Origin of the sequence: Streptomyces sp. Act143, from assembly GCF_003143935.1 — a bacterium.
In the GTDB taxonomy this organism is placed as follows: Bacteria; Actinomycetota; Actinomycetes; order Streptomycetales; family Streptomycetaceae; genus Streptomyces.
On the sequence record NZ_QFRX01000001.1, the window covers coordinates 4,863,730 to 4,883,691 of the forward strand.

15 protein-coding genes and 3 tRNA genes are annotated in these 19,962 nt (G+C 72.1%); 9 read left to right on the forward strand and 9 right to left on the reverse strand.

Going from position 1 to position 19,962, the window contains the following annotated elements; all coding sequences use genetic code 11:
* Positions 1–41: 41 nt before the first annotated feature.
* The gene (locus DI272_RS21960) at positions 42–1,466 is read left to right on the forward strand and encodes an MFS transporter (protein ID WP_109497011.1); all 1,425 of its coding nucleotides are present in this window, start codon (positions 42–44) and stop codon (positions 1,464–1,466) included.
* Here the strand turns inward: DI272_RS21960 and DI272_RS21965 are convergent.
* The 4 genes from DI272_RS21965 to purS form a co-directional block, all read right to left on the reverse strand.
* Positions 1,456–2,718 carry a hypothetical protein gene (locus DI272_RS21965; protein ID WP_109497012.1) on the reverse strand — a complete coding sequence of 421 codons (1,263 nt, stop codon included), beginning with the start codon at positions 2,716–2,718 and terminating at the stop codon, positions 1,456–1,458. The two genes, DI272_RS21960 and DI272_RS21965, sit on opposite strands and share 11 nt — an antisense overlap.
* A gap of 97 nt (positions 2,719–2,815) precedes the next feature.
* Positions 2,816–5,074 carry a phosphoribosylformylglycinamidine synthase subunit PurL gene (gene purL, locus DI272_RS21970; RefSeq protein WP_109497013.1) on the reverse strand — a complete coding sequence of 753 codons (2,259 nt, stop codon included), beginning with the start codon at positions 5,072–5,074 and terminating at the stop codon, positions 2,816–2,818.
* On the reverse strand, positions 5,071–5,751 hold the full coding sequence (purQ, locus tag DI272_RS21975) for a phosphoribosylformylglycinamidine synthase subunit PurQ (protein WP_109497014.1): 681 nt from the start codon (positions 5,749–5,751) through the stop codon (positions 5,071–5,073). The genes purL and purQ overlap by 4 nt, the downstream gene beginning before the upstream one ends.
* Positions 5,748–6,011: a phosphoribosylformylglycinamidine synthase subunit PurS gene (purS, locus tag DI272_RS21980; RefSeq protein WP_015659417.1), complete on the reverse strand. Its 264-nt coding sequence runs from the start codon at positions 6,009–6,011 to the stop codon at positions 5,748–5,750. The genes purQ and purS overlap by 4 nt, the downstream gene beginning before the upstream one ends.
* A gap of 316 nt (positions 6,012–6,327) precedes the next feature.
* On the opposite strand from purS, the gene DI272_RS21985 reads away from it, so the two are divergent.
* From DI272_RS21985 to DI272_RS22020, 8 genes are all read left to right on the forward strand, one after another.
* A complete protein-coding gene (locus tag DI272_RS21985; RefSeq protein ID WP_037722176.1) occupies positions 6,328–6,645 on the forward strand; it encodes an Lsr2 family protein in 318 nt (105 codons plus the stop codon).
* A 122-nt stretch (positions 6,646–6,767) separates the two neighbouring features.
* Positions 6,768–6,839: transfer RNA gene (locus DI272_RS21990), tRNA-Gly, on the forward strand.
* A gap of 80 nt (positions 6,840–6,919) precedes the next feature.
* Positions 6,920–6,995 (forward strand) — tRNA-Gly (locus DI272_RS21995).
* A 136-nt stretch (positions 6,996–7,131) separates the two neighbouring features.
* Positions 7,132–8,088, forward strand: a complete 957-nt coding sequence (locus DI272_RS22000) for an ABC transporter ATP-binding protein (protein WP_109497015.1) — start codon at positions 7,132–7,134, stop codon at positions 8,086–8,088.
* Positions 8,085–8,861 (forward strand): ABC transporter permease, encoded by a 777-nt coding sequence (locus DI272_RS22005; protein WP_109497016.1) that lies wholly within the window; start codon positions 8,085–8,087, stop codon positions 8,859–8,861. The genes DI272_RS22000 and DI272_RS22005 overlap by 4 nt, the downstream gene beginning before the upstream one ends.
* A gap of 23 nt (positions 8,862–8,884) precedes the next feature.
* On the forward strand, positions 8,885–10,180 hold the full coding sequence (locus DI272_RS22010; protein WP_109497017.1) for a sensor histidine kinase: 1,296 nt from the start codon (positions 8,885–8,887) through the stop codon (positions 10,178–10,180).
* A 168-nt stretch (positions 10,181–10,348) separates the two neighbouring features.
* Positions 10,349–10,957 carry a response regulator transcription factor gene (locus tag DI272_RS22015; protein ID WP_109497018.1) on the forward strand — a complete coding sequence of 203 codons (609 nt, stop codon included), beginning with the start codon at positions 10,349–10,351 and terminating at the stop codon, positions 10,955–10,957.
* 23 nt (positions 10,958–10,980) lie between these two features.
* Positions 10,981–11,056: transfer RNA gene (locus DI272_RS22020), tRNA-Gly, on the forward strand.
* An 81-nt stretch (positions 11,057–11,137) separates the two neighbouring features.
* On the opposite strand, the gene DI272_RS22025 is transcribed toward DI272_RS22020, so the two are convergent.
* The 5 genes from DI272_RS22025 to DI272_RS22045 all read right to left on the reverse strand — a co-directional run bounded on the left by DI272_RS22025 (position 11,138) and on the right by DI272_RS22045 (position 19,921).
* Positions 11,138–12,037, reverse strand: a complete 900-nt coding sequence (locus tag DI272_RS22025) for a phosphoribosylaminoimidazolesuccinocarboxamide synthase (protein WP_109497019.1) — start codon at positions 12,035–12,037, stop codon at positions 11,138–11,140.
* A gap of 91 nt (positions 12,038–12,128) precedes the next feature.
* A complete protein-coding gene (locus DI272_RS22030; protein WP_109497020.1) occupies positions 12,129–13,631 on the reverse strand; it encodes a N,N-dimethylformamidase beta subunit family domain-containing protein in 1,503 nt (500 codons plus the stop codon).
* Positions 13,632–13,842: 211 nt separating this feature from the next.
* Entirely contained in the window at positions 13,843–15,735 is a 1,893-nt protein-coding gene (locus DI272_RS22035; protein ID WP_109500971.1) for a hypothetical protein, read from the reverse strand.
* A 362-nt stretch (positions 15,736–16,097) separates the two neighbouring features.
* Positions 16,098–17,351 carry a phosphoribosylamine--glycine ligase gene (gene purD / locus DI272_RS22040; protein WP_109497021.1) on the reverse strand — a complete coding sequence of 418 codons (1,254 nt, stop codon included), beginning with the start codon at positions 17,349–17,351 and terminating at the stop codon, positions 16,098–16,100.
* Between the two features lie 194 nt (positions 17,352–17,545).
* Complete coding sequence (locus DI272_RS22045) at positions 17,546–19,921, reverse strand: DNA polymerase III subunit gamma and tau (RefSeq protein WP_109497022.1); 2,376 nt, start codon at positions 19,919–19,921, stop codon at positions 17,546–17,548.
* Between the last annotated feature and the right edge of the window lie 41 nt (positions 19,922–19,962).

The window sequence follows — 19,962 nt, forward strand, 5'->3', positions numbered from 1 at the left end:
AAACATTGACTCGGTACACAATCGTCGGGCACGGTGGTCCCATGACCGAGACCCAGCGGAAAATCGGCTTCCTCGTCTGCCTCGCCACGATCGTCCTGGCCGTCCTGGACATGCAGATCGTGTCCGCGGCCACCGTCCCGATCGTCCGGGACCTCGACCCCGCCCACGGCATCGACACGATCCCCTGGCTGGTCAGCGCGTTCTCGCTGGCCTCGGCCGCGGTGCTGCCGCTCTACGGCAAGCTGTGCGACACCCTCGGCGCCAAGCAGGTGTTCCTCGGGGCCGTCGGCACCTTCCTGTTCGGCTCGGCGCTGTGCGGCGCCGCCCAGTCGATCGGCCAGCTGATCGCCGCCCGCGCGGTGCAGGGCATCGGCGCCGGCGGGCTGATGAGCGTGACCATGGTGGTCATCACCCAGCTCAAGGAGCCCGGCAAGGAGAAAGACGGCAAGGGCGCCGGCATGGGCGGCATCGTCGCCGGCGGCGGCATGGCGCTCGGCCCGTGGCTCGGCGGGGTGCTGTCCGACCACGCCAGCTGGCGGTGGATCTTCTACGTCAACCTGCCCATCGGCATCGCCGTCCTCGCCCTCGGCGCACTCGTCCTGAAACTCCCCCGGCACACCGAGCGCCACCGCATCGACTTCCCCGGCGCGGCCCTCGCCGCCGCCTTCTCCACCACGCTGCTGCTGGTCACCGAGTGGGGCGGCAAGACATACGCCTGGACGTCACCGCAGGTCATCGGGTTGACGCTGACCTCGGTCGCGGCCCTCGCCCTCTTCCTGCGCCGCCAGCGGACCGCCGCCGAGCCGATCCTGCCGCTGTCGATGTTCCGGGTGCCGGAACTGCGCTGGGGCTTCGCCGTCCAGGGGCTCGTCGGCGCGGCCATGGTCGGCTCCATGTACTACGTGATGGTCTACCTCCAGGTCGTCCGCGGCATCCCGAGCTCCTCGGCGGGCCTGTACCTCATCCCGATGGCGATCGGCATGACCGTGGTCGGCATCGTCACCGGCAAGCTCACCGAACGCGGCTGGTCCGAGCGGACGTTCGTGATCACTGGCTCGGCCGTGACCGCGGGCGCCTTCCTCCTGCTGGCCACCACCGGCACCCACACCTCGCTGTGGTGGCTGCGCGCCGAACTGCTCCTCGTCGGCGCCGGGTTCGGTCAGCTGATCGGCCAGCTGATCCAGCTCGTCCAGGACTCCGCACCCCGCCATCAGCTCGGCGTCGCGACGACCGCCGTCCGCTTCTTCCAGACCCTCGGCACGGCCCTGGGCGCCGCCCTGTTCGGCACCCTGATCAGCAGGCTGAGCGACGGCACGGACATGACGTCGTACGTCTCGGCCATGGACACGGTGTTCCTGTGCGGGGCGGGGCTGATGGCGCTGGGGGTGGCGCTGGCGCTGCGGCTGCCCAAGGCGGGGCCCGTGTCCGCGCGGCCCGTCCCCGCTCCCGTGCCGGTCAAGAGCTGAAGTCGGTGGGGAACTCCAGGCCCGTGCAGGCGCGGCGGGCGGCGACGTCGTCGACGTAGGCCCGGAACAGCTCGCGGAGGTGGGGGCGGATGTACTTCTCGTACGGGTACCGGACGGTCAGCGTGTGGACGGCCGGCTCGCCGCCGCAGGTGGAGGACGCCCACCAGACACCGGCCTCGGTGTCGACGCCCGTCGTGCCGGGGTCGAGGGACCGCTGCTCGTCACCGAGGCCCTCGGCGACGACCTCGCCGGCCTCGTCCCCGAAGTACGACTCGGCCTTGAGCCACCAGGGGGTGTACGGCTTCCTGCCGCGCTCCTTCTCGCTCAGCCCGGACCAGATCGCGCCCGCCTCGTCGTCGCTCACCGCGAGCAGGCAGCTCTCCTCAGAGCTGTGGGCGCCGGCCGGGGCGCCGAGGGCGCGGTCGGGCAGGCGCCCCCGGTCCCGGTGGCGCAGGAGGGCGGCGTACCAGGCGCAGGTTCCCTCGGCCGTGTCGGCGGCCGTCAACCTCCTGCTGGTGGGCGGGAGTTCGGCCGGGAGGGCGGGCAGCTCGGCCGTGCAGCCCGTCCTGTCGGCGAGCCGTTCGGCGGCGGTGCGGGCGAGTTCGGCGAGGGTGCGGCGGTCGGCGTCGGAGAGCGGGCTGCCGTCCGCGGCGTACCGGGCCACCGCCAGCGCGTTGACCGAGGTCTTCCCCTCCGGCTCGTTGGCGCAACCGGCCTTCACGGACACGCTGTTGTCGCCGTACGTGCCGAGCCGCCCGTCGCCGAGCGGGTACGCGGCGCTCCGGTCGGCCTCCTGGGTCACGTCGTCGCTCCCGCGACGCGTCCACACGTCGAACGGATCGTCCGAGCCGTCGGCGATGTGCGCGTACGCGTCGGACGGGGTCGCCCACACCGACAGCAGGAAGTGCTCGTACGAGGTCTCCGGCTCCCCGACCCGGTAGATCACGCAGTCGGTCGGCATCGTGGCCAGCGGCGTGGAGATGTCGAGGTCGAACATCACGTCGTCGGTGCCGCTGCCCGGGCGGGCCCGGTCGGTACCGCCGTTGAGGCCGAGCACCTTGTCGGGATCGACCAGCCCCTCACAGGCCCGGGTGATCTTCTCCCGGCTGTCGGCGCGGTCGAGCGCCTCGTCCGTCTCCAGCCACAGCCCCCAGCCACCGGCCCCGATGCCGAGCACCGCGGCGATCACCACGAGTCGGTTGAGCCGGTCACTGAGCCTGCCGCCGCGGCCGGGTATGCGCCAGTACTCCATCACCCTCGTCCCCCGTGATCACGATGAGGGCCGAAGCTAACACGCCCGAAGGCCCCGGCCGTCGAAACGGCCGGGGCCTTCACAGGCGTATCACCGACTAGGCGAGCAGCGCCGGGATCGTCTCCTCGTGGGCCTTCTTCAGCTCCTCCAGGGAGAGCGCGAACTCGCCCTGGATCTCGACGGTTTCGCCGTCGACGACACCGATGCGGGTGACCGGCAGGCCCCGCGCACCGCACATGTCGTTGAAGCGGACCTCCTCCGAGCGCGGCACGGCGACGACCGCGCGCCCCGCCGACTCCGAGAAGAGGAAGGTGAAGGCGTCGAGCCCGTCCGGTACGACCAGACGCGCGCCCTTGCCGCCGAGCAGCGCCGACTCCACGACCGCCTGGATCAGACCGCCGTCGGAGAGGTCGTGCGCGGAGTCGATCATGCCGTCGCGGGAGGCGGAGATCAGGATCTCGGCCAGCAGGCGCTCGCGCTCCAGGTCCACCTTCGGCGGCAGCCCGCCCAGGTGGTCGTGGACGACCTGCGACCACGCCGAGCCGCCGAACTCCTCACGGGTGTCGCCGAGGAGGTAGAGCAGCTGCCCCTCCTCCTGGAAGGCGACGGGCGTGCGGCGGGCGACGTCGTCGATGACGCCGAGCACCGCGACCACGGGGGTCGGGTGAATGGCGACCTCGCCGGTCTGGTTGTAGAGCGAGACGTTGCCGCCGGTCACCGGGGTGCCCAACTGCTGGCAGGCGTCGGCCAGTCCGCGGATGGCCTCCGCGAACTGCCACATGACGGCCGGGTCCTCGGGCGAGCCGAAGTTCAGGCAGTCCGACACCGCGAGCGGCTTGGCGCCGGTGGTGGCGACGTTGCGGTACGCCTCCGCCAGCGCCAACTGGGCGCCGTGGTACGGGTCGAGCTTGGCGTAGCGGCCGTTGCCGTCCGTCGCGATGGCGACGCCGAGGCCGGTCTCCTCGTCGATGCGGATCATGCCCGAGTCCTCGGGCTGGGCCAGCACCGTGTTGCCCTGCACGAAGTGGTCGTACTGAGACGTGATCCACTTCTTGGATGCCTGGTTGGGGGACGACACGAGCTTCAGGACCTGCTGCTTCAGTTCCTCCGAAGTCGCGGGCCGGGGAAGCCTGCCGGCGTCGTCCGCCTGGAGCTCGTCCTGCCAGGCCGGGCGGGCGTAGGGGCGCTCGTAGACCGGGCCGTCGTGCGCGACCGTGCGCGGGTCGACGTCGACGATCTTGCCGCCGTGCCAGAAGATCTCCAGCCGGTCGCCGTCCGTGACCTCACCGATCACCGTGGCGATGACGTCCCACTTGTCGCAGATCTCCAGGAACCGGTCGACCTTCTCCGGCTCCACGACCGCGCACATGCGTTCCTGCGACTCACTCATGAGGATTTCCTCGGGAGAGAGGGTCGAGTCGCGCAGGGGGACGTCGTCGAGGGTGACGCGCATGCCGCCGGAGCCGTTGGAGGCCAGCTCGCTGGTGGCGCAGGAGAGACCGGCGGCACCGAGGTCCTGGATGCCGACGACCAGCTTCTCCTGGAAGGCCTCCAGGGTGCACTCGATGAGGAGCTTCTCCTGGAAGGGGTCGCCGACCTGGACCGCGGGGCGCTTGGACGGCTTGGCGTCGTCGAAGGTCTCGGAGGCCAGGATGGAGGCGCCGCCGATGCCGTCGCCGCCCGTGCGGGCCCCGTACAGGATGACCTTGTTGCCCGCGCCGGACGCCTTGGCGAGGTGGATGTCCTCGTGCCGCATGACGCCGATGGCACCGGCGTTGACCAGCGGGTTGCCCTGGTAGCAGGCGTCGAAGACGACCTCGCCGCCGATGTTGGGCAGGCCCAGGCAGTTGCCGTAGCCGCCGATGCCGGCGACGACACCCGGCAGCACCCGCTTGGTGTCGGGGTGGTCGGCGGCACCGAACCGCAGCGGGTCCACGACCGCCACCGGCCGGGCACCCATCGCGATGATGTCGCGCACGATGCCACCCACGCCCGTGGCCGCGCCCTGGTAGGGCTCGACGTAGGAGGGGTGGTTGTGCGACTCGACCTTGAAGGTGACCGCGTAGCCCTGGCCGACGTCGACGACACCGGCGTTCTCACCGATGCCGACGAGGAGGGCGTCGCTCTGCGGTGCCTTCTCGCCGAACTGGCGCAGGTGGACCTTGGAGGACTTGTACGAGCAGTGCTCGGACCACATGACCGAGTACATGGCCAGTTCCGCGCCGGTGGGGCGGCGGCCGAGGATCTCGACGACCCTCTCGTACTCGTCCTTCTTCAGGCCGAGTTCGGCCCAGGGCAGCTCGACGTCGGGGGTCGCGGCCGCGTGCTCGACCGTGTCCAGAGGCGTCCGGCTCATGCGTTGACCAGCTTCTTGAGGATCGAGGTGAAGAAGGGGAGGCCGTCGGTGCGGCCCGACCCGATGAGCGGCTCGACGGCGTGCTCCGGGTGCGGCATGAGGCCCACGACGTTGCCGGCCTCGTTGGTGATGCCCGCGATGTCGTTGAGCGAGCCGTTGGGGTTGAAGTCCAGGTAGCGGAACGCCACCCGGCCCTCGGCCTCCAGCTTGTCCAGCGTGTACTGGTCGGCCACATAGCGGCCGTCCATGTTCTTCAGCGGGATGTGGATCTCCTGGCCGGCGGTGTAGTCGCTGGTCCAGGACGTCTCCGCGTTCTCCACCCGCAGCTTCTGGTCGCGGCAGATGAAGTGCAGGTGGTCGTTGCCGAGCATCCCGCCGGGCAGCAGGTGCGCCTCGGTGAGGATCTGGAAGCCGTTGCAGATACCGAGGACCGGCAGGCCGGCCTTCGCCTGCTCGATGACCGACTCCATCACGGGCGAGAAGCGGGAGATGGCGCCGGCCCGCAGATAGTCGCCGTAGGAGAAACCACCGGGGAGGACGACCGCGTCCACCTGGTGGAGGTCCTTGTCCTTGTGCCAGAGGGCGACCGGTTCGGCGCCCGCGAGGCGGATCGCGCGCTGGGTGTCCCGGTCGTCGAGACTCCCCGGGAAAGTGACGACGCCAATACGAGCGGTCACTTCGCCGCCTCCGCGACTTCTTCCACCTTCACCGTGAAGTCTTCGATCACGGTGTTGGCGAGGAAGGATTCCGCAAGATCATGGATGCGGGCGAGCGCGGCCTCGTCGACCGGCCCGTCAACTTCCAGTTCGAAACGCTTTCCCTGACGGACGTCCGAGATGCCTTCGAAACCCAGACGCGGCAGTGCGCGCTGCACCGCCTGGCCCTGGGGGTCGAGGATCTCCGGCTTGAGCATGACGTCGACTACGACGCGTGCCACTGGCACTCCCGGTGTGTGGTGCTGAGCAAGGTTCCTGCGGGTGTCCTCCAACAGGCACCTTCAGACTACCCGCACAAAATTTCTACGCGCGTCGACTTGTAGGAAACTACGTGAGCGCCGTCACGATCAGGCATCCGGCCAGGGTATCCGGGCAGGTTTCGGGGCCGCGTTCACGAAAATTTCCGGGAAAGATCCGGGATCGACACCCGATACCTATTGCGCTCGGACACGCCAAAGGATTTAGTCGGGCTTCACATTGCATTGCCGGGCACTGTACAAATGAATTGGCAAGTGCCGTAGGAAGGGACCGATATTCGTGGCGCAGAAGGTCGTGGTCACTCTCTTTGACGACATCGACGGCTCGGAAGCGGCGGAAACGATCGCCTTCGGACTGGACGGCAAGTCGTACGAGATCGACCTGAATCAAGCGAATGCCAAGAAACTGCGTAAGGCCCTCGAGCCCTACGTGGAAGCCGGCCGGAAGCGGTCGAGGTCCGGCAAGGCGTACAAGCAGACCGAGGTGGCTCCCGACCCGGCGGCGGTCCGCGCCTGGGCCCAGGCCAACAAGATGGACGTGCCCGCCCGCGGCCGCATCCCCAAGAAGGTCTACGAGGCCTTCGCCGAGGCGCAGTAGCCCCGTCGACGGCCGGTCACCCGCCCCTCGGGACAACCGACTTGCGCTGCACCCCTCCTGGTCGGCTAGAGTCTGGAGCACGCCGAGGGGCGAGGCCGAAAAGCCCAGCCCACGGAGTACATGCGGGTGTAGTTCAGTAGCAGAACATCCCCCTTCCAGGGGGAAGGCGCAGTGTGCAATTCCTGTCACCCGCTCTGCATCACCGGTCCTGTGTCCCTTGTGGATCAGGTAGGCTGGTGCTCGCGCCGATCGGTGAGAGCCGGTCGGAGGCAATGCGGACGTAGCTCAGTTGGTAGAGCGCAACCTTGCCAAGGTTGAGGTCGCGAGTTCGAGCCTCGTCGTCCGCTCCAGATCAAAGTCCCCGGCTTCGGCCGGGGGCTTTTTTCATGCCCGCCCGATGTCCGGCCCCAGGCGTCTGACATATGTCATGCCGAGTGATGACAGCGCGCACTCCTGCCGGGTCCGGAGCGCCGGGACGCTTGGACCATGGACACGAACACGAACGTGATTGAGGTCACCGACCTGCGACGCGTCTACGGGGGCGGGTTCGAAGCGGTCCGCGGGATCAGTTTCTCCGTGGCCCGCGGCGAGGTCTTCGCGCTGCTCGGCACCAACGGGGCCGGCAAGACCTCCACCGTCGAACTGCTGGAAGGGCTCGCCCGGCCGGCCGGGGGCCGGGTGCGGGTGCTCGGGCACGACCCCCACGCCGAGCGGGCCGTCGTACGGCCCCGGACCGGAGTGATGCTCCAGGAGGGCGGCTTTCCGTCCGAGCTGACCGTCGCCGAGACCGCGCGGATGTGGGCGGGGTGCGTGAGCGGGGCACGGCCGCCGCTCGAAGCGCTGGAGCTCGTCGGGCTCGCGCGCCGGAGCGACGTCCGCGTGAAGCAGTTGTCCGGAGGCGAGCGGCGGCGCCTGGACCTCGCGCTCGCGCTGCTCGGCCGGCCCGAGGTGCTGTTCCTCGACGAGCCGACGACCGGGCTCGACGCCGAAGGGCGCCGGGACACCTGGGAGTTGGTGCGGGCGCTGCGGGACGCCGGTACGACCGTGCTGCTGACCACGCACTACCTGGAGGAGGCCGAAGGCCTCGCCGACCGGCTCGCCATCCTCCACGAGGGGCGCATCGCGGCCCGCGGGACACCGGCCGAGGTGACGGCCGCGCAGCCCTCGCGGATCTCCTTCGAACTGCCCGAGGGGTACTTCGTGGGCGATCTGCCGCCGCTCGGGGAGCTGGGGGTACTGGCCCACGAGGTCGACGGGAGGGTCGTACGGCTGCGGACGCGGGAGCTGCAGCGGGCGGCGACCCGGGTGCTGGGCTGGGCGGAGGCGGCCGGGGTCGAGCTGCGGCGGCTCGATGTGCGGTCGGCCTCGCTGGAGGAGGCGTTCCTGGGGATCGCCGAGCGGATGCAGGCCGAGGGGACACAAGCCGAGGAGAAGGTGGCATGAGCGAGGCTCTCAGCACGCCCGTCGGGCGGATCTCGGCGCTCGGCCGGGCCGAACTGACCCTGTTCCTGCGGAGCAAGGGCATGATCTTCTCCGCGGTGTTCGTGCCGCTGATGCTGCCGTTCAGCGTGCGGGCGGTCGTCCAGGACATGGACCTGGCCGAGGCGGGGCTCAGCATGGGGCTGGTGCTGCTGCCCGGCGCCATCGGCTTCTCGCTGCTGTTCGCGGTGTACATGGCGCTCGTCGGCGTCTTCGTCGGGCGGCGCGAGGAACTCGTCCTCAAGCGGCTGCGCACCGGGGAACCGCGGGACGCGGAGATCCTCGCCGGGGCGGCGCTGCCCGCCGTCGCCACCGGGCTGCTGCAGTCGCTGCTGCTGGCGGTCGGCTGCTCCGTCCTGCTGGACGTGGCCGCGCCGAAGGCGGTCGCGCTCGCCGTCCTCGGGCTGCTGCTGGGCCTGGTGATCTGCGCGTCCCTCGCCGCCGTCACCGCGAGCTTCACCCGGACCGTGGAGAGCGCACAGGTCACCGGGGTACCGATGATGCTGGTCACGATGGCGGGCTCCGGGGTGATGGTGCCGCTGGAGATGCTGCCGGACCGGCTGGCCTCGTTCTGCGAGCTGCTCCCGCTCAGCCCGGTGATCACGCTGGTGCGCGGCGGCTGGAGCGGGGACCTCTCGGCGTACGAGGCGCTGGGGGCCGCGCTGACCGCGCTGGCCTGGGTCGCGCTGGGCGTGTTTGCTGTACGGCGGTGGTTCCGGTGGGAACCGCGGCGCTGAGCAGGGGGATGGACTTGGGGGGCATGGGGGACGTGGAGGACCGGGAGTCGAGCCGGCCGCGGGGCTGGTGGCGGCGGGGCTGGTGGCGGCGGAAGAGCACGCCGGCCAAGGTCGAGACGTACACCCGGTGGTCGTTCCATTTCTTCGCGGTGATCGAGGTCGCCGCGGTCGGGCTGCCGCTGCTCGGTGCGATGCCGCTCTGGCTCGCGGCACTGCTGCTCACGCTGGTGACCGTGCACGCCGTGACCTGTGCGGTGACCGCGTCGCGGGCGCTGGACTGGACGCGCGGGCGCCGCGGACAGCCCGTCCACATGCTGTGGACACTCGGCACGGTCACCGCCGTGGTCGCCGCCACGGCGATCGGCGTCGTCGAGCGCGGCCCGGGCGGGGACGACGTCGACACCGCGGTCGGCGGGATGTTCGGGGTGGTCCTGATCTTCGGCGCGGGCGTCATGGCCCTGGGGGTCCGCAGGCGGCGGCGGGTGTTCGCCGTGGTGAGCGGTTTCGCCGGCGGCGCGGTGCTCGGCGGGTTCCCGCTGGGCGTCGCCCTGCCGACCGCGCTGGCGACCGGGGTCGCGGTGCTGCTCGGCGGCGGGTTCCTCGCCTTCACCTCCGTCTTCTCCGTGTGGCTCCTCAACGCCGTCTACGAACTCGACGAGGCCCGCGAGACCCGGGCCCGGCTCGCCGTCGCCGAGGAACGGCTGCGGTTCGGCCGTGATCTGCACGACGTGGTGGGGCGGAACCTCGCGGTGATCGCGCTGAAGAGCGAGCTGGCCGTGCAGTTGGCGCACCGGGGCCGTCACGAGGCGGTGGACCAGATGACCGAGGTGCAGCGGATCGCGCACGACACCCAGCGCGAGGTGCGGGAGGTCGTACGGGGGTACCGGGACGCCGATCTCGGGGTCGAACTGATCGGTGCGCAGGGTGTGTTGCGGGCCGCCGGGATCGAGTGCGAGGTGACCGGCCAGGCCGCGGGGCTGCCCGCCGAGGTGCAGTCGGCGCTCGGCTGGGTGGTCCGGGAGGCCACCACGAACGTCCTGCGGCACGGCGACGCCCAGCGGTGCACGGTGGCCGTGCGCAGATCGGAGGACGGTGTGGTGCTGACGGTGGAGAACGACGGCGCCGCCGGGCCCCCGGGCCCGGGCGGCTCCACGCGGGACAGGCCCGGGCGGGGCGGGTCCGCACAGGGTCGGGGCGGATCCGGACTCGCCGGGCTGCGCGAGCGGCTGGCGGCGGTGGACGGGACGCTGGAGGCGGGTCCCGTGCGGGAGGGTGTGTTCCGGCTGGTGGCTCAGGTGCCGACGGGGGTGGTCTCGTGACCGCGGGGCTCGTTGCTCAGGCGCCGACGGGAAGGGTTGCGACCGGACGGCTGATGGCTCGGATGCTGACGGGGGTGGTCTCGTGACCGCGGGGCTCGTTGCTCAGGCGTTGACGGGAAGGGTTGTGACCGGACGGCTCATGGCTCAGGTGCCGGCGGGAGGGGGCTCATGACTGTGCGGCTGCTGCTCGCCGATGACGAGCATCTGATCCGGGGTGCGCTGGCGGCGCTGCTGGCTCTGGAGGACGATCTGGCGGTGGTCGCCGAGGCCGCGTCCGGTCCCGAGGCGCTGGCGATGGCCCGGGCGCACGAGCCTGATGTGGCCGTGCTCGATCTTCAGACGCCCGGAGCGGACGGTGTGAAGGTCGCCACATCGCTGCGGGCCGAACTGCCCGGCTGCCGGGTGCTGATCGTGACCAGTCACGGGCGGCCCGGTCATCTGAAGCGGGCCCTTGAGGCGGGTGTGCGCGGGTTCGTCCCCAAGACCGTGAGCGCGCAGAAGCTCGCCGAGATCATCCGCACGGTGCACGCCGGAAACCGTTACGTGGACCCCGAGTTGGCCGCCGACGCGATCTCCGCCGGGGACTCCCCGCTGACCGTGCGCGAGGCCGAGGTGCTGGAACTCGCCGCCGACGGGGCGCCCGTCGCGGAGATCGCCGAGCGGGCCGCGCTGTCCCAGGGGACCGTACGGAACTATCTGTCGTCGGCCGTCTCCAAGCTCGGTGCGGAGAACCGGCACGCGGCCGTGCGTCTCGCGCGGGAGCGAGGTTGGGTATAGTGGGCATCGCGCTTCGGCGCACTGCGAACGTAGCTCAGTTGGTAGAGCGCAACCTTGCCAAGGTTGAGGTCGCGAGTTCGAACCTCGTCGTTCGCTCCATGTGAAAGCCCCCGGTTCCGGCCGGGGGCTTTCGCGTTGGGTCGGTGCGGTGGCCCCCGGTTTCCCGGGGGCCCGCCTGTGTCACGACCAGCTCGTGCCCGTCAGGCGCTCGTACGCCTCGATGTACTTGGCGCGGGTCCGGTCCACGACCTCCTGCGGCAGCGCCGGCGGCGGCTGCTCGCTCTTGCGGTCCCAGCCCGAGTCCGCCGAGGTCAGCCAGTCGCGCACGAACTGCTTGTCGTACGACGGCTGCGCATGCCCCGGCTCCCACGACTCGGCCGGCCAGAAGCGGGACGAGTCCGGGGTGAGGACCTCGTCGCCGATGACGAGGGTGTCGCCGTCGAAGCCGAACTCGAACTTGGTGTCCGCGAGGAGGATGCCCCGGTCGCGGGCGATGTCCCGGCCGCGGGTGTAGACGGCGAGGGTGGCCTGGCGCAGTTGGGCGGCGGTGTCGGCGCCGACCTGGCGGGCGACCTCCTCGTACGACACGTTCTCGTCGTGCTCGCCGACGGCGGCCTTGGTGGCCGGGGTGAAGATCGGGGCGGGGAGCTCGCTGCCGTCGGACAGGCCCTCGGGGAGGGCGAGGCCGCAGACCGTACGGGACTCGTTGTACTCGACCAGGCCGGAGCCGGTGAGGTAGCCGCGGGCCACGCACTCCACCGGGACCATCTGGAGCGACTTGCAGACCACCGTGCGGCCCGCCCAGTCGGCGGGGGCGCCCTCGGGGAGGTCGGTGCTGATGATGTGGTTCGGGATCAGGTCGGCGAGCTGGTCGAACCACCACAGGGAGAGCTGGGTGAGAACGCGGCCCTTGTCGGGGATCTCGGTGGGCAGCACCCAGTCGTAAGCGGAGATGCGGTCGCTGGCGACCATCACGAGGTCGCCCGCCTCGTTCTGGTACAGCTCGCGCACCTTCCCGGTGTGCAGGTGCACCAGACCCGGAACCTGGAGCGGCTCGGGCTTTTCTACGAATCCGGACACGGTTCCTCCCCGTGGTTCTGTCCAACGGGTCGATTGTCCCGTATGGGGGCCTGACCTTGGACTTGGGGTCGGTCAGCCCCCTGGCTGTGGGTCAGTCACGCTTGCAGATGCGGTCCAGGAGGTTGGCGGTGGCACGCTGGACGCGGGGGTCCACATGGCCCGGGCGGTCCAAGGACGGGGACCAGGCGAACGTCCCCGACGCGAAGACCAGGGCGCCGGAGGGGGCGCGGTAGAGGGACGTCTCCTGGTGGCGGACGGCGCCCTCGGTGTCGGTGTACGGGGAGTGCGCGAGCAGGATGCGGTCGTCGTGCTCGGGGAGCGCGGTGCGCGGGAAGTAGCGGTCGGCCTCGCCCGCGACCAGGCCCTCGATCTCGTCGCCCTCGTGCGCCCCGGTCGCCTCCCACAGCCAGTGGTCGGCGTTGCGCACGATCAGCGGGGCCGGGTCGGGGACGCGGCCCGCGTACTGGATGCCGACCAGCTGCTGCTCGGGGCGGTCGATCTCGCGCCACAGGACCGGGCGGCCGGGGCCTCGGCGCTTGCGGCAGGTGAGGAGGCGGTCGGGGACGCCGGACGGCGACGGGCCCAACTCCACCTGCCAGTACATGGTGTTGGCGGAGAGGAAGACGAGGGACGTGCCGTGGTCGCGGGCCCGCTCCACCGTGCGGCGCATGTTCGCCGACCAGTACTCGTCGTGGCCCGGGAAGACCAGGCCCCGGTAGCGGGTGGGGTCGACGCGGCCGGAGTGCAGGTCGCGGGCGTCGGCGTAGGCGAGGTCGTAGCCGTAGCGCTCGGCCCAGCGGATGAAGTCGTAGGCGTGGCCGACGTGGAGGGGCAGGCCGGCGCCCGCGTACGGGCGGTCGAAGGAGACCGTGGTCGCGGCGTCCGACTCGCCCAGCAGACGGCCGTCCTCGTCCCAGGCGTGATAGAGGCTGGCGCCGGTGCGGCCGTCCTCCGGGTAGAGGTTGTACGCCTGCCAGGTGACGTCCGGGAGGAGCAGGAGCAGGTCGGCCGGTTCGTCGTGGCGGACCGTGAAGGGGACGTGGGAGCGGTAGCCGTCGGCGGTGGTGAGGACGGCCACGTACGCCCCGACGCTCCAGTACGAGGGGATCTGGAGGCGCCAGCTGAGCCACCAGTGGTGGCAGGAGACCGTGCGGTCCGCGGTGAGGGGCGGGGGCTGGACGATGCCGGAGAGGCGCGGGCTGGTGGTGATCTTCGCGGCGCCGTCACCGCCGTAGTGGCCGATGCGGTAGACGTCGACGGCGAACTCCTGGGGCGGGTCGACCGTGATGTGGAAGTCGATGGCCTCGCCGGGGGCGACGGCGCCGGTGGAGGTGAAGCCCTTGATCTGACGGCGGACGTCGTCGGCGGCACGGGGGCCTCCGGCGGAGCGGGGGGCCGGGACACGGGTCCCGGTGCCCGCGGCCGGCGCGGTGGCGGGCTGGGCCGCGTCCACGTACCAGGGGACGACCTGGCCGGTGTCGTCGAAGTACGTCTCGCTGCCCCGGAGCCAGGGGAGGGGTCCCTGGCCGAACGGGTCCGTGACGGCGTGCGCCAGGGCTCCCGACTCCCAGCGGCGGATCTGCTCCGGACCCATGGCTGCTCCCCTCCCTCGTGCCCCCGTGTGGTCGTGCGTGCGCGTGTGCGCCTGTGACGTGCTTGTCCTATGTCGCAAGCCCTTGCCATGTGCGCGATCGGTCCCAGCACATCACATTACGCACGCAGGCTGTCACTATTCGTTGTGAATTGGCCGAAAGTGGAACTGGGGCTTCCGATACGGCCGTCGTGACCTGGCGTTCGACGCGGGCTCAGACGAGACGGAGCGGCTTCTCGGGGCGTATGCCTGCCTGGGCCAGCCAGTGGCGCAGGGGTGTGGGGTCGCCGTCCTCGATCAGGCTGAGGACTCCGGGAGCGAGATCCGGGGCCCGTTCACCATCGATGAGGAGGGTCGGGCCGTCGAGCCAGTCGAGACCGGGGGTGGCGCCGGCCGTGTCCATGGCGGCGCAGCAGACCATCGCCGTGACGTGGTCGGTGAGGAGCTCGCGGGCGGTGCGTGGGGGTTGGAGCGGGAAGAGGGGGAGGGTGGTGTCGTCCCAGGGCGGGGTGTCGGGGGCCTGGGACGCCGGGGCTGCGGCTTCCTCGCGGGCGAGTTCGGTGGTGAGGGCTGCGGCGAGGGTGGCGGTGCGTTCGTTGCCGGTCTCGGTGTCGATGTCGGCGTCAGCGTCGGCGTCGGCGTCGATGTCGATGTCGATGCCGGTATCGGTGCCGATGCCGGTGCCGGTGTCGGTGCCGGTGTCGAAGCCGGTCTCGGTGTCGATGCCGACGCCGGTCTCGTCGCTGTGGTCGATGGGGGCGCCGGCGTCCGCGTCGGCCTTGGGGGCTGCGGGGGTGTCGGGGCTGCCCGCGGTCTCGCGCGTCGGCGGGGTGGCCAGGTGGTCCAGGACCCTGGCCAGGGTCGGGCCGTCCGCTTCGGGCAGGGTGGGGCCCGCGGCGCGGTGCACGCCCTGGGCGTCCAGTACGCGGTGGAGGCGGGCCGCGTCCAGGCGCCACTTCCGGTCGACGACCTCCTCCGGGTACTCCTGCCAGTCGACCGGGGCCCAGTCCGGGCCGGGCTCGGCAGGACCGCCGTGGAAGAGACGGGCGGCGAGGAGGGAGGCCGCCTCGTCGATCGCGCCGGGCTCCTCCAGGAGGTCGCAGGCCGGGCGCTCGCCCAGCCGGGAGGCGAAGCCCTCGGCCAGGCGGTCGCGGCGGGAGAGCTCGGTGAGGGCGGCCACGACTCCGGCGTCGAGGCGGGAGGGCCAGCGGCCCATCCGCCAGGCGGGCAGCGCGACGCGGGTCAGGAGGCGGTCCCAGCCGGCGTACGCCAGGCCCACCTGCTCCTGCGCGACGATCCGCAGGCCGTAGTCCACCGCCTGGGCGCGCTCGGCGGCCGCGGCGGCCACCCCGCGCTCCATCTGCGCCGCGTGCTCACGGCAGCTGCGCAGCAGCAGCCGCGCCACCCAGCCGACGCCCGCGCACACTCCTCGGGTCAGCGGGCAGCGGCCGGACGTCGAGGAGACGGCGACCGCGGCGTCCAGACCGCGCACGAAACGGCGGGCCGCGGCTATGTCGGGGTGCGCCGAAGGTCCCGTACCGGCGACCACCGGGGCGAGGACGGCGCGGAGCTCGCCCACGCGCATCCACCACAGGAACGGGGAGCCGATGACGAGGACGGGGGCCGCCGGCGTACGGCGGTGCGCGCCGCGGGCGCCCGTCAGCTCGTCCCGGTCCGGCTGCGGCGGCGGGCCGTGGGCCGGATGGGTACGGTCCTCCAGCCAGCTGTCGCAGTCCGGGGTGAGCGCTATCGCGGAGGGGGCCGGGACGTCGAGGCGGTCGGCCAGGTCGCGCACCATGCGGTACAGGTCCGGGGCGGACTCCTCGGCGATCGGGACCGTCGGACTCACCGCGGGGCGGGCACGCGCTACGACCAGGGCGATGCCGGCCGCGGCGAGCAGGACGAGGGCGGCGAGCGGGGTGACGGCCCAGCGGGCGGCATGCCAGCCGGGGCCCACGAGATGGCCGGTGGTGTTGCCCGCGTACAGCACCACGGCGACCGCGGCGGGCAGCAGTGCGACGGCCAGCGCGCGGCTGCGGATGCGCAGCACGGCGAGGGCCCGGGAACGCGCGGCCTGCGCGCCCACCTCCACACTCGTACCGGTCACGGCCGGAATCACCCCCTCCCTGGTGTGCTGGCTGTCAGCCCGGCTGTGCGCCCGGCTCGTCTGGCGTTGCTCACTCCCCCACTGTGGCACCCGCCACTGACATCGCAATGCCGGTGGGCCAAGTGCCGGAACGCTTGCGCCGCACCCTAGTTGGGCCCCCGGCCCCCGTCAGCCGGAAAAGACATCGCTCACTCGATGGAATGGCTTTGGGGAAAGGTGGATGACGGACAGCGAAGATCAGGCCCTGGATCTTGACTTCAATTCAGTCACGTTCACATGCACGCACAAGGGGCAGGCCCCGAATCCAGAGACGGATTCGGGGCCTGCCCGGTTCATCGGGTCCCGTGATGGATTACGGCGGTTCAGGCGCCGGCCGCCGCCTTCGCGGCGATGTCCGTGCGGTGCTGGGAGCCGTCGAGGTGGATGCGGCCGACCGCCGTGTACGCGCGGTCGCGGGCTTCGTGGAGGTCCTTGCCGGTCGCGGTGACGGACAGGACGCGGCCACCCGCGCTGACCACGGCGTCGCCGTCCTGCCGGGTGCCCGCGTGCAGGACGTAGGCGTGCGGGGCGTCCTCGGCGGCCACCGCGTCGAGGCCGGTGATCGGGTCACCGGTGCGCGGGGTGCCGGGGTAGTTGTGCGAGGCGACGACCACGGTGACCGCGGCGTCCTCGCTCCAGCGCAGCGGCGGCAGGTCGGCGAGGTCGCCCTTCGCGGCGGCCAGCAGCAGACCGGCCAGCGGGGTCTTCAGTCGGGCCAGGACCACCTGGGTCTCGGGGTCGCCGAAGCGGGCGTTGAACTCGATGACACGGACACCGCGGCTGGTGATCGCGAGCCCGGCGTAGAGGAGCCCGGAGAAGGGGGTGCCGCGGCGGCGCAGCTCGTCGACGGTCGGCTGGAGGACGGTGTCGAGAACCTCTTCCACCAGCTTGGGGTCCGCCCACGGCAGCGGGGAGTACGCGCCCATGCCACCGGTGTTGGGGCCCTCGTCGCCGTCGAGCGCGCGCTTGAAGTCCTGGGCGGGCTGGAGCGGCACGACGGTCACGCCGTCGGTGACGGCGAAGAGGGAGACCTCGGGGCCGTCCAGGAACTCCTCGATGACGACCCGGTCGCAGGCGCCGGCGTGCGCCCGGGCCGCCTCCAGGTCGGAGGTCACGACCACGCCCTTGCCGGCGGCGAGGCCGTCGTCCTTGACGACGTACGGGGCGCCGAAGGCGTCGAGCGCCTCCGCGACCTCCTCCGGCGTCGTGCAGACGTAGGAGCGGGCGGTGGGCACTCCGGCGCCGGCCATCACGTCCTTGGCGAAGGCCTTGGAGCCCTCGAGCTGCGCGGCCTCCTTGGACGGGCCGAAGACCGGGATGCCCAGCTCGCGCACGGCATCGGCGACACCGGCGACGAGCGGCGCCTCCGGGCCTACGACGACCAGTTCGGCGCCGAGCTCAGCGGCCAGCGCGGCGACGGCCTTGCCGTCCAGGGCGTCGACCTGGTGCAGCTCGGCGACCTCGGCGATGCCGGCGTTGCCGGGGGCGCAGTGCAGCGCGGTGACGTCGGGGTCGAGGGACAGGGAGCGGCACAGGGCGTGTTCGCGGGCGCCGCTGCCGATGACGAGGACCTTCACGGGGTTCAGGGTAACCGGCGTGGAGGGGGCGGCTTTGTGCGGGTTGCCGAGGGGGTGGGGGCGGGCGGCCTGTACGTTCCTCTGAAACGCGCGGCTTCGTCCCCGCCGCAGCCCCGGCTCACGGGCCGGCATCCCTGGTTCGCGGGCCTGCGTCGAGGGTTGGATGCGGGGCCGGGAGAGACCTGCGCGGGCCCCTATTCGTTCGTGAACTCCTCCATCACCGTCGCACCCAGCTCCCGCACGATCAGTTCGCGGCCGGACAGCGCCGATTCGTTGAGGTCGGGATCGTCGTCCTCCGGGATGTCGTCCTCGGGGGCGACCGGGGGCGGCTCCGGGGCGGCGGGCCGGGGTGCCGGGGTGGGCGCGGACGTCGCCGGAGCGGGTGCGGCCGAGGTGGGGGCGGGGGCCGTGGGCGTGGGCTGGGGGGCCTGGGGGCGCTGGGCGGGGGCCGTGGGGGCGCCGTAGGAGCCGGGGGCGCCGCCACCGCCGTAGCCGCCGTTGAAGTTCTGCGTGCCGCCGGTCGGCGCGGGGGCCGAGCCGCCCGACGCGTCGACGATCGCCTCGATCTTCCACTGGACGCCGAACTGCTCGCCCAGCGCCTGCTTCAGAACGTCCTCGCTGCCGCTGCTCACGAAGTTGTCCCGGGCGCCGGCGTTGACGAAGCCGAGCTGGAGGGTGGTGCCGTCGAAGCCGGCCACCTGGGCGTTCTGGCTGAGCAGGATCCAGGTGAAGCGGCGGCGGTTCTTGACGGCCTCCAGGATGTTCGGCCAGAGCATGCGGGGGTCGAGGCCACCGGCCGGGGGCGTGTAGGCCCCCGCGGCTGCGGGGGGTGCGGACTGCGGGGCGGGCGCCGGGGCGGCGGGCTGGGGCGCGGCGGGGGCGCTCGGCGTGGCCGGGGGCTGGCCGCCGCCCGCCGGGGTGGCCGTGGGCCAGCCACCGGGGCGTCGGCCGCCGCCGGCGGGGGTGGCTGTGGGCCATGCGCCGGGGGCGGGGGCGCCAGGTGCGGCGGGGGCGGCAGGTGCGGGCGCGGACGGGGCGGTGTCCGCGACGGGCGGGACAGGAGGGGCCGACGAGGACGCCACGGGCATCCCCTGCCCCGGCGGGGCCGACTGCACCGGCGGAACCGACTCACCCTGCGGCATGGGCTGACCCTGCGGCATGGGCTGCCCGTGTGGCGCGGGCTGGCCCTGCGAGGGCTGGCCCGCGAGGTTCCCGCCCGCTCCCGCGGGCCCCGCGCCTCCGCCTCGTACCGCCGCCCGCGCCGCCGCCGCGCCGCCACCGGGCGGGATCGGAGCGGCAGCCATGGGCGCGGGAGCGCCCGCGTGGGCGTCGGGGCCGGGGACGTAGCCCATGGCAGGGGCACCCCCGCCTCCGGAGAGGCTGCCCCCGGAGAGGTTGCCTCCGGAGAAGTTGACGCCTCGCTCCAGCCGGTCGAGGCGCGCCATCACCGAGCGCTCGTCGCCATAGGCGGCGGGCAGCAGCACGCGCGCGCAGATCAGCTCCAGCTGGAGACGGGGGGAGGTGGCGCCCCGCATCTCGGTGAGGCCCGCGTTGACGAGGTCGGCGGCGCGGCTGAGCTCGGCGGGGCCGAAGGTGCCGGCCTGGGCCTGCATGCGTTCCAGGACGTCGGCGGGGGCGTCGATGAGCCCCGTCTCGGTGGCGTCCGGGACGGCGGCGAGGATCACGAGGTCACGCAGGCGCTCCAGCAGGTCCGCGACGAAACGGCGCGGGTCGTTGCCCCCCTCGATGACCCGGTCCACGACCTCGAAGGCGGCGGCGCCGTCGCCGGTGGCGAAGGCCTCGACGACCGAGTCGAGGAGCGAGCCGTCCGTGTAGCCGAGGAGGGAGGTGGCCATGGCGTAGGTCACACCCTCCTCCCGGGCGCCGGCGAGGAGCTGGTCCATGACGGACATGGAGTCACGCACGGACCCCTGGCCGGCGCGGACGACGAGCGGGAGCACGCCCTCCTCGACGGGGATGTTCTCGCGCCCGCACACCTCGCCGAGGTAGTCCCGCAGGGTGCCCGGGGGCACCAGCCGGAAGGGGTAGTGGTGGGTACGGGACCGGATGGTCCCGATGACCTTCTCGGGCTCGGTGGTGGCGAAGATGAACTTGAGGTGCTCCGGGGGCTCCTCGACGACCTTCAGCAGCGCGTTGAAGCCCGCCGACGTGACCATGTGGGCCTCGTCGATGATGTAGATCTTGTACCGGCTGCTCGCGGGGCCGAAGAAGGCCTTCTCGCGCAGCTCACGGGCGTCGTCCACGCCTCCGTGGGACGCGGCGTCGATCTCGATGACGTCGATGGAGCCGGGGCCGTTGCGCGCGAGATCCCGGCAGGACTGGCACTCGCCGCACGGGGTCGGGGTGGGACCTTGCTCACAGTTGAGGCAGCGGGCCAGGATGCGTGCGCTCGTCGTCTTGCCGCACCCGCGCGGACCGCTGAACAGGTACGCGTGATTGACCCGGTTGTTCCGCAGCGCCTGCTGCAACGGGTCGGTGACATGCTCCTGCCCGATGACCTCGGCGAACGACTCCGGGCGATAGCGGCGGTACAGCGCGAGAGACGACACGCATACGAGGTTATAGGCGCCCACTGACAACCAGCCCCACG